Below are 10,882 nucleotides of genomic sequence, written 5' to 3' on the forward strand. Positions count from 1 at the left end.
TGTAAACAGAGGCAGAAGAAATGTAAATCCCCATCGCGAAAAACGGTGGGGATTTAATTTTTGCTATTCAAAATACGAATCGAGTTCTTTAATCTCTTTTTCCAGAACTTTGTCCATTTCGTGTTCAATGAATTCTTTCTTCACGCGAGTCATGAAGTTGATGTCCGTGAATAGACGGTATAGTGTTACAAGAATGCCGCCTACGTCAAGCTTTTTCCAATTTTCTGTTGCTGCTGCATAGGCGATGTTGCCAGTAGAGGCTAGCGCGTTAGATATACATATAATCTTGCGTGTTCTAACCTCATACAGCTTTCTGTCTCCGTCTGTCTTTGGATTGTAAAAAATCCCGTGAACCAAGCCGACTATCATGTTTATCAAAATGCTCCAAGATGCTTGCTGACCAACAATTGCAATGTCTTTTAGCAGGCAGAGCGAATCGTATTGACTTTTGTACAAATCGCCGGCAAGAGACTCCGAGAATGTTCCAAGAACAGGTACAGGCAGTCCCAACTTTGTAAAAACGTCAGATTTCATGTGAACCGCTTGGGCGAAGATGCCTGCCGGTAACCTTAGCCAATCCTCTTTTGTTGAGTCGAATACTTCGTAGAAAATTGTTCCGAGGTTTGTTGGCTCAGAGAAGTGTGGGGTTGGATGTCTTGCTATATTGTACGAACTGAAGTCGGACAAGGTGCATGTGTCTGTAATGAAGTTTGCCGTTCCGAAAATCCATCCCAAAACCGGGTCGTGTCCCAATGTTTTGTATCTGTGGTACCTTCCTTCAAGATTTATTCCTAAATTTGGAGAACCGACGGTGGTATCGTATGGGGCACTACTGAATATAATCTGCTCCCACGACTTGTAGCTCCTTGTGCTTTCGCAATGACCATGACTTTCGAATTTTTTCTGAAACCATTTGTTGGAGCTGTTTACCTCGTCTTTTATCGACTTGGCATTATGTGCAAGTCGAGAGTTGCCGTCTATAGTCTGTCCTAAGTCTCCGCAAAGCGACTGGATAATTAACCAGCGCGCTGTTTGAAGTGCCGTGGCTATTGCCAAGAAAGACATGTCTTTCTTGTTGAAAATGCCTGTCTTCTGCGAAAACTCATCGTTTATGCGCTTTACCTCATCTATGCAGAACTGAAATTCTTCTTTCGTCAGCAAGTCTTCAAGAGCAATGTCCTCTGGGTACTTTTCGTTGGCTTCATCAGCCAATTCTTTCCATGACGGTATTTCGTCTTTGCTGATTTTCTTTTTCGGTTCAACATACATTTCAGTCTTCTTTGGTGGGGGAGTTATTCCACATTCTTTTAGCAACGCTTCTGTTCTCTTGCGCAAATCAGCAAGCTCTTTTGCGTCGTTCTCTCCATCACGTCGGTCTTCTTTAATGCTATTCTCAAGTTCTTTTAGTTGCTCTTCTTGCATCTTCTGAACTTTGAGCATTTCTTGTTCCGATTCTGTATAATTGTATCTGCCCATAAATTATGCCGCTTTTAATTTTTTTATGCATTCTTCAAGCATTTGCAGCATTTCTTCTAGATTTTTAATCTTTTCTTGATTTTGCATGTGCAGTCTGCGGTTTTCTTCACGTTCTTCTTTAAGTCTTCTTATTACAGCCTGTTGCTTGCGAATAACTTCTCGAAGCATACGCTCTTTTTCTTGAAGTGATATTATCTCTTTTTTTTGACCTATGACTTTTTTTATAAGCCAAGCAATTAATCCCCCGCCTAATAGTGGTCCCAGGATAAATGCAGCTCCGTCAACATGGGGCTTAACCGAAGGTAGCTCTATGAATTTTACATAAGGATTTATACTGGGATTAGCTATAACCCTATCTGCCAATTTGCAAACGTCTTTCACATTCTCTTGTAAACTTGCCATAGTAAAAAACTTTTAAATTCCGACAGGTCCCCAACTGAAGGATAATATTGTTTGTAATTCAATGTGAATGAAGACAAAAAAATAAAGCGTGGGAACCACTTGTCGTCTGTCCCACGAACTGAGGCTCTAGCATTGCCTATTGAAGTTGAACAGACAACGTTAGAGCCCACGCCGATATGATACACGCCCATAAAGAGACCTAAATAAACAAAAACATCACCCCTTGTGAAAAGGGTACAATTCATGCTTACAAGGTCTCCACGGGATAGAGTAATCACACCCCTTGGACATCTACCGTTGCTATGTTCCAGACTTCAATTTGGTAATTTGCTAGATTCCAGTTCGTCAAGAACAAAGCGTAAAGTAAACGCCTTATTATGTATGTCTTTGGACTATCAGCCCGCCTCTTTAAGTACATATTGGTTATTTTCCGCACGGCGTGAGCAATATCCATTTTTTCGTGCCACGAGAAATTTCGTGTTGCGATTTATATGCGTTGGAAGAATAGTCCAATGGCAAAGATATAAATAAAAATTGAACGAACGTAGGAAAATAGAGTTTTTTTGAGTTTTTTCTAGATGAAAAAAACATCAAGCCATTTCCTGCAGTTGGAAATGGCTTGTGGTACTTTTGTGTATGTGTTGTGCAAATAATCTTTTTAATAACAAATCAGTATGCCTGCTCGTGAACACCTTTTACGGCGCGTCCCGAAGGGTCGTTCATATTCTTGAAAGCCTCGTCCCATGCAAGTGCGGTGGCTGTTGAGCATGCAACGCTCGCCTCGTGAGGAACGCATCGCGCAGCCGACTCGCTTGGGAAATGCTCCTCGAAGATGGTGCGGTAGTAGTATTCCTCCTTGTTCATCGGAGTGTTTATTGGGAAACGCTCGGCAGCGTGAGCCATCTGCTCATCGGTTACCTGCTCGGATGTTATCTGCTTCAGAGTGTCGATCCAACTGTAGCCAACGCCGTCGCTGAACTGCTCTTTCTGTCGCCATGCCACGCTTTCTGGCAGATATTCGGCAAATGCCTCGCGGACAATCTTCTTCTCTATGGCTGTTCCCGGGCACATCTTAGCCTCTGGGTTTGTGCGCATTGCAACATCAAGGAACTCCTTGTCGAGGAACGGCACTCTGCCTTCAACACCCCATGCTGAAAGCGATTTGTTGGCTCTCAGACAATCGTACAGATGCAACTTGCCCAGTTTGCGTACGGTCTCCTCGTGAAACTCGCGGGCATTAGGTGCTTTGTGGAAATAGAGGTATCCGCCGAAAATCTCGTCTGCTCCCTCGCCGCTCAGAACCATCTTAATGCCCATGCTCTTTATTACACGAGCCAGAAGATACATCGGAGTGCTTGCGCGAACAGTTGTAACGTCGTATGTCTCAATAAAATAGATAACATCGCGGATGGCGTCGAGTCCTTCCTGAATGGTATAGTTTATCTCGTGATGAACCGTTCCGATATGCTCGGCAACTTCTTTTGCCTTGGCGAGGTCGGGAGCACCCTTCAGACCTACGGCGAAAGAGTGCAGGCGAGGCCACCAAGCATCGCTCTTGCCTTCCTCCTCGATGCGCTTGTGGGCAAATTTCTTGGCTACGGCAGAGATTACCGAACTGTCGAGACCGCCTGAAAGCAATACGCCATAAGGCACGTCACTCATCAACTGTCGCTTTACGGCAGATTCGAGTGCATCGTGAATGTCCTTAACCGATGCGGCATTGTCCTTCACGGCATCATATTCAAACCAGTCGCGCTTGTACCAGCGTTTCATTACGCCTTCCTTGCTGCTGTAGTAGTGTCCCGGAAGGAATGGCTCGTACTCGTCGCAGAAGCCTTCGAGGGCCTTCAACTCGCTGGCACAGTATACTTTTCCGTCCTTGTCGCGACCGATGAAGAGCGGAATAACGCCAATAGGGTCGCGTGCAATCAGAAACTCGTCTTTCTCCTCGTCGTAGAGGGCAAAGGCGAAGATACCGCTGATGTCTTCGAGAAAGTCGATGCCCTTTTCCTGATAGAGAGCAAGAATCACCTCGCAGTCTGAGCCAGTCTGGAACTTGTATTTGTCCTTGTACTGCTCGCGTATTGCGCGATGGTTGTAAATCTCGCCGTTTACTGCAAGAATGTGCTTGTTGTCGGGGCTGAAGAGCGGCTGCTTGCCCGATTTTGGGTCGACGATAGACAGACGCTCGTGTGCAAGGATTGCCGATTTTCCGCAGTATATGCCGCTCCAGTCGGGGCCTCTGTGACGAATTTTCTGCGACATCCGCAGAGCCTTCTTTCTAAGGTCGGCAGTCTGCTGTTTTATGTTGAATATGCCTACTATGCCACACATAATATCGTATTTTATTAGGTTTTGTAATTGTGATTATTAATATTCCAAATAAAGGGCACGGAATCAGAACGAACTCCGCGGTAAGACTTGATTCCGTGCCTCTGTGGATATAAGTGAAGTGTTTGTACTTTTACTTTTTGCTGAAGTAAGCGTCAATCTGCTCGCTTACCTTGCGGCCGCTTGCAATGGCACGAACCACGAGGCTTGCTCCCGATGCTGCATCGCCTGCCACGAACACGTTGTCGGCAAACTTTGGCTGTTCTGGCTTGATGAATCCCATTGCCAAGAGAACCATGTCGCACTCAATGATTTCCTTCTTGCCGGTTGGCTTCATGGTTGGACGGCCGCCCTGTGGGTTCGGAATCCATTCAACCTCCTCGACTTCTGCGCCGGTAAGTTTCCCGCCCTTGCCTATGAACTTGTTTGTGTTCAGAAGCCATCTGCGCTCGCAGCCTTCTTCGTGAGAGGTGGTTGTCTTCAGGATGACAGGCCAGTTTGGCCAAGGCGTTGCCGGATTTGTGCCAACTGGCGGCTTCGGCATGATTTCAATCTGGGTAACGCTAACTGCGCCTTGACGGTGTGCTGTTCCGATGCAGTCTGAGCCTGTATCACCACCGCCAATTACGAGTACTTTCTTGCCCTTTGCGTTGACCAGTTCGCTGTCGCTGAACTTCTTTCCTGCAAGGATGCGGTTCTGCTGGCTCAGCATCTCCAGAGCCAAGTAAACGCCCTTCAACTCGCGTCCTTCAATCTTCAGGTCGCGTGCCTGAGGAGTTCCGGTACTTACAACGTATGCGTCGAATCCCTTCGGAAGTTTGGTTACGTCTACATCCTTGTTGTACTCGAACTTAACGCCCTCGGCCTCCATAATCCTTATGCGGCGGTCGATGACTGATTTCTCGAGTTTGAAGTTAGGAATACCGTAGCGGAGCAGTCCGCCGGCAGCCTCGTTCTTCTCGTAAACCGTAACCTCGTAGCCCTTGTAGTTAAGCTGGTTGGCAGCTGCCAGTCCGGCAGGACCTGCGCCGATTACAAGAACCTTCTTGCCGTTGCGCTCTGGGTGCTCTATCGTAACGTAACTCTCGAGGAAGGCGCGCTCGGCAATGGCGCACTCGTTCTCGCGGCATGTTGTTGGTTCTCCGATGGTTAGGTTAAGAACGCACGCCTTCTCGCAGAGTGCAGGACAGATACGTCCTGTAAACTCTGGAAAGTCGTTTGTCTTCTTCAGCATCTTGTAAGCCATCTCCCAGTCGCCCTTGTACAGAGCGTCTTGCCATTCGGGCTGCTTGTTGCCAAGCGGACAAGCCCAGTGGCAGAATGGTACGCCGCAATCCATGCATCGTGATGCCTGCTGCTGGCGGTCTTTTGTATTTAGTGTCTGCTCAACTTCTGCGAAATCGTGGATACGTTCGTGTATCGGACGGTGACCTGCTTCTTTGCGAGGGACAGTAAGAAATGCTTTTGGATTTCCCATTGTGAATTATGTTTTGATTCTGGTTGTTTTTTACTCGGTTTAGTAATCTCTCTGAATGTCGGCAATCTTCTCCTTGAGCTTTCTGAGTTGCTCTTCCTGAAGCACGCGCTTGTATTCGATTGGCACAACCTGTATGAACTCCTCAACGTAGTGATTCCAGTCGTCGAGCATTGTACGTGCCAGCTTAGAGCCTGTGTAGAGCCAGTGCTGATGGATAAGCTCGCGCAACTCCTTGCGGTATGTTGTGTCTTCTACAAGGCTCAACTCAACCATATCCATGTTGCAGAAGTAGTCGAAGTTGTGGTTCTTGTCCCAGACGTATGCCACACCGCCCGACATTCCGGCACCGAAGTTACGTCCTGTCTCGCCAAGCACAACCACGCGTCCGCCAGTCATGTACTCGCAGCAGTGGTCGCCTGCGCCCTCGATTACGGCTGTTGCGCCAGAGTTTCTAACGCCGAAGCGTTCGCCAACCTTACCGTTTACATATAGTTCGCCGGTTGTTGCACCGTACAGACCTGTGTTTCCGGCAATGATGTTATCCTCGGCAACGAAGTTTGAACGTACTGGAGGAAGAATTGAGATTCTACCGCCGCTGAGTCCCTTTCCGAAGTAGTCGTTAGTCTCGCCCTCGAGTTTGAAGTTTACGCCCTTTGGAAGGAACGCACCGAAACTCTGTCCGGCAGAGCCTTTGAACTTGATGTTTATTGTTGAATCAGGCAACCCTTCTTCGCCGTACTTCTTGGCAATGCAGCCTGCAAGCATCGTACCGCAAGCGCGGTCGGTGTTCTTTATTGCGAAGTCGAGGTTTACCTCTTGTTTGTTCTCTATTGCGTCTTTTGCGTTGGCAATAATCTCGAAGTCCTTAACGCCCTCAACCTTAGTGTATGGACGGCCGTCGTAGTGAAGAGGACCATCGACCTTTGTCAGAAGGCGAGAGAAGTCGAGCGTAGCAGCTTTTGAGCCTTCGGCGCGCTCGGCAACCTCGATGAGGTCGGTGCGACCGATGATGTCGTTGAACTTCTTGATACCCATTTCTGCCAGATACTCACGCACTTCCTGAGCAAGGAATGTGAAGTAGTTTACAACGTAGTCTGACTTGCCAGTATATCTCTTGCGAAGCTCTGGGTCTTGTGTTGCAACGCCCACAGGACATGTATTTGTGTTACACTTACGCATCATCACACAGCCCAAAACGATAAGTGGAAGTGTTCCGAATGAGAACTCGTCGGCACCGAGCATTGCGGTGATTACCACGTCCTTACCAGTCTTCAACTGACCGTCTGTCTGAACTCTAACCTGACTGCGGAGGCCGTTAAGAACGAGAGTCTGCTGTGCCTCGGCAAGACCGATTTCAGGAGAGATTCCGGCAAATCGCATAGACGATGCTGGTGATGCACCTGTACCGCCCTCAGCACCAGAGATTACAATCAAATCGGCCTTAGCCTTTGCAACTCCGGCAGCGATTGTACCAACTCCGCTCTCGGCTACCAACTTAACAGAAACGGCTGCCGTTGGGTTGATGTTCTTGAGGTCGAAAATCAACTGAGCCAAGTCCTCGATAGAGTAGATGTCGTGATGAGGTGGAGGAGAGATAAGCGAGATTCCCGGAATAGAGTTACGAGTCTTTGCGATAATCTCGTTAACCTTAAAGCCCGGAAGCTGACCGCCTTCGCCCGGTTTTGCACCCTGTGCCACTTTAATCTGAAGTTCCTCGGCATTAACAAGATACTCGGCTGTTACACCGAAACGACCAGAGGCAATCTGCTTAGTCTTTGAGTTCAACTCGGTGTGATAGCGTGCGTTGTCCTCGCCGCCCTCACCGGTGTTGCTTCGGGTGCCAAGTTTGTTCATTGCGATGGCAAGAGCCTCGTGTGCCTCGATAGAGATTGCTCCGAACGACATAGCGCCTGTAACGAAGTGTTTAACGATGCTTTCTACTGGCTCAACCTCGTCGATAGAGATTGGCTTTGCAGCCTTCTTGAACTTGAAGAAGTCGCGGATGAAGATTGGCTTCTCCTTATTGTCAACGATATTTGTAAATTCCTTGAATTTCTTGTAGCTGCCAAGGCGTGTTGCAATCTGTAGGGTAGAGATTGTCTCTGGATTCCAAGCGTGCAGGATTCCGTCCTTGCGATATGCAAACTGACCATTGTTTGGCAAGAATTCGTTAATCTGAGCCGACTTGAATCCCTCGTTGTGAAGGGCGATGGCATCAGCAGCAATGTGCTTCAGGCCGATACCGCCGATGGTTGAAACCTCTGTTCCGAAGTAAGTCTTCAGCAAATCCTCGCTCAAGCCGATGCTCTCGAAAATCTTGGCACCGCGGTATGAGCGGATTGTAGAGATACCCATCTTAGACATAACCTTGAACAATCCCTTGCAGATTGCCTTGATGTAGTTTTTCTCGGCTGTCTCGTAGTCTTCCTGAACCTTCTTGTTCTTTACAAGGTTGTCGAGAACGGCGAATGTCATGTAAGGGCAGATAGCCGATGCACCGTAGCCCAGCAGAAGGGCAGCGTGCATAACCTCGCGAATCTCGCCGCTCTCAACGATGAGGGCTGTCTGAACGCGCTTTCCTATGTTGATGAGATAGTGATGTACTGCGCTTACGGCAAGCAGCGACGGAATTGCGGCATGGTCTTTGTCGATGTCGCGGTCGCTCAGGATAATGTAGTTGATTCCGTTGTCAACCGATTCTTCAGCCTTTCTGCAAAGTTCGTCAATGGCTTCCTTCAGACCAGCCTCGCCCTTCGAAACCTCGAACAACAGAGGCAGTTTTGTTGTGTTGAAGCCCTTGTAGCGGATGTTGCAGAGAATATCCAACTGAGTGTTTGTCAAAACCGGCTGTGGCAGACGAACCATCTTGCAGTTGCTCTCGTCTGGTGTCAGAATGTTGGTTCCGACTGCGCCGATATACTCGGTGAGCGACATTACAAGTTCCTCGCGGATTGGGTCGATGGCTGGGTTTGTAACCTGCGCAAACTGCTGGCGGAAGTAGTTGAAGAATATCTGTGGACGGTCTGAAACAACTGCAAGCGGAGTATCGTTACCCATCGCTGCCACTGGCTCTGCGCCGCCTGTACACATCGGAACGATTGTCTTGTCAATGTCTTCCTGTCCGAAACCGAAGTTTCTCAGCTTGCGCTCGTAGTTGTCAACGCTGTTGTTTACCTTTCGGCCGCTCTTCAACTTCTCGAGCTGTATTCTGTTTGTGCTAAGCCATTGCTTGTAAGGATGTTCGGCTGCAAGTTGAGCCTTCAGGTCGCCGTCGTAGTAAATCTTGCCTTCCTCGGTATCGATCATCAGAATCTTACCTGGCTGAAGACGACCCTTCTGCTTGATTTCTGTTGGATCGAAATCCATAACGCCAACCTCAGATGCAACAAGCATCATGTCGTTGTTTGTTATGAGGTAGCGCGATGGGCGAAGACCGTTTCTGTCGAGCATACCGCCGGCAAAGCGACCGTCGCTGAACATCAAGGCTGCCGGACCGTCCCAAGGCTCCATCAGGATTGAATGATACTCGTAGAATGCCTTCAGATCGTCGCTGATAGGGTTCTTGTCGTTGAACGACTCAGGAACGAGGATTGCCATTGCGTGAGGCAGGCTCATTCCCGACATAACGAAGAATTCGAACACGTTGTCGAGCGATGCTGAGTCGCTCATTCCCGGCTGTACGATAGGCGAGATTTCCTTGATGTCGCCCAAAGCCTCAGACGAGAGAACGCTCTCTCTTGCCTTCATCCAGTTGCGGTTACCTCTAACGGTATTGATTTCACCGTTGTGGCACAACATTCTGAAAGGTTGTGCAAGGCTCCATGTAGGGAATGTGTTTGTTGAGAAGCGTGAGTGTACGAGTGCCAAGCCGCTTGTGAAGTAGTCGTTTGTCAAGTCGCAGAAGTACTCGCGTACCTGCATTGACGACAACATACCCTTATAGATGATGCTCTTGCTCGAAAGCGAAACGATGTAGAAATCGTTGTGCTTTACGCGGTTCTCAATCTTTTTTCTTATCTTGTACAGTTTTCTCTCGAACAAAGGAAGTTCGTCGTCCGAGATTCCTGTAATGAAAATCTGTTTAATGTCTGGCTCGGTTTCGAGTGCAGCCTCGCCCAAGCACTCTGAGTTAGTAGGAACGGTGCGCAGGTGCATTAGCGACAATCCCTCGCGCTCAATCTCCTCGAACATAATCTTCAGAATCTCGTCCTGCTCTTTCTGTGCCTTTGGCAAGAAGATGAGACCTGTTCCGTATTTGCCCTTCTCTGGCACAGGAATGCCCTGCAGAAGAATGAATTCGTGTGGAATCTGAAGCATGATTCCGGCACCGTCGCCTGTACGTCCGTCAGCACCTTCAGCACCGCGGTGACGCATGTTCTCGAGCACCTTGAGTGCCGAGTCAACAAGTTCGTGTGATTTGTTTCCGTGGATGTTTACTACCATTCCCACACCGCAAGCATCGTGCTCGTTTGCTGGGTTGTAGAGTCCCATCTGTGAAGGACGCTGGAATGGCTTGTTCTTTCCTTGGTTGTTGTTTTGTTGATTTGTCATGATTTCTGTCGTTTATTATCAGATAATCTCTTTCTATTTGTTTGCAAAATTACAAATAAAATTTCTTTTTGATACATAAATGAGTGGTTTTTATTTCAAAAAGTTACTTGGGTAAAACCGATGCTTTAATGATGAAGTAAAATATATGTTATATTTTACAAATTGAAACAAATATTAAAAAATATCTTTCAGATTGAAAGTTTGATGAAATTTTTCGAAAATAAAAATCTGACTTATGCTCGTGTTTCAGGAAAAAGTGGAATATTTACAGCCCTACTTTTTAATTCATAATTCAGAATTGACAATTCATAATTCAAAATTGCTTTCATAATTGCCGAGGATTTATAAGAGGGTGTGTCAAAATAGGCACATCCTCTTATTTGTTTTTTTACAGGCACGGCGTGGAAAGATTCTTTCTATGCCGCTTTTTTGATGTAAAATCTGTCACAAGCACCCACGAAGCCGCATTTTGCGTTATATAGTCGGTATATTGGTATAAAAACAGCCTTTGAGAGACCGTTCTGTGCCTGTTTTCTCATCACGGCAGCCATTTTCTTGATGTCAAAGGCTATGGCGAAGAAGGCAAAGTCCATGGTGACCTTGCCCTTGCCGAAGTGACGGAAGCGCTTGTACTGCATGTTGTAT

5 protein-coding genes and 1 pseudogene are annotated in these 10,882 nt (G+C 47.5%); all 6 read right to left on the minus strand.

Going from position 1 to position 10,882, the window contains the following annotated elements:
* Nucleotides 1-63: 63 nt before the first annotated feature.
* Nucleotides 64-1,476 carry a hypothetical protein gene (locus tag T538_RS0114725; RefSeq protein WP_031534971.1) on the minus strand — a complete coding sequence of 471 codons (1,413 nt, stop codon included), beginning with the start codon at nt 1,474-1,476 and terminating at the stop codon, nt 64-66.
* Between the two features lie 3 nt (nt 1,477-1,479).
* Entirely contained in the window at nt 1,480-1,878 is a 399-nt protein-coding gene (locus tag T538_RS0114730) for a hypothetical protein (protein WP_031534973.1), read from the minus strand.
* 669 nt (nt 1,879-2,547) lie between these two features.
* Complete coding sequence (gene asnB, locus T538_RS0114735) at nt 2,548-4,212, minus strand: asparagine synthase B (RefSeq protein WP_031534977.1); 1,665 nt, start codon at nt 4,210-4,212, stop codon at nt 2,548-2,550.
* 130 nt (nt 4,213-4,342) lie between these two features.
* Nucleotides 4,343-5,686, minus strand: a complete 1,344-nt coding sequence (locus tag T538_RS0114740) for a glutamate synthase subunit beta (protein WP_031534979.1) — start codon at nt 5,684-5,686, stop codon at nt 4,343-4,345.
* A gap of 39 nt (nt 5,687-5,725) precedes the next feature.
* Nucleotides 5,726-10,237: a glutamate synthase large subunit gene (gene gltB, locus T538_RS0114745; RefSeq protein ID WP_051656152.1), complete on the minus strand. Its 4,512-nt coding sequence runs from the start codon at nt 10,235-10,237 to the stop codon at nt 5,726-5,728.
* A 416-nt stretch (nt 10,238-10,653) separates the two neighbouring features.
* Nucleotides 10,654-10,882, minus strand: a pseudogene (locus T538_RS18500) (IS5/IS1182 family transposase); the annotation flags it as partial.

It is taken from the genome of Bacteroides sp. Ga6A2 (assembly GCF_000702225.1).
GTDB lineage: Bacteria > Bacteroidota > Bacteroidia > Bacteroidales > Bacteroidaceae > Ga6A1.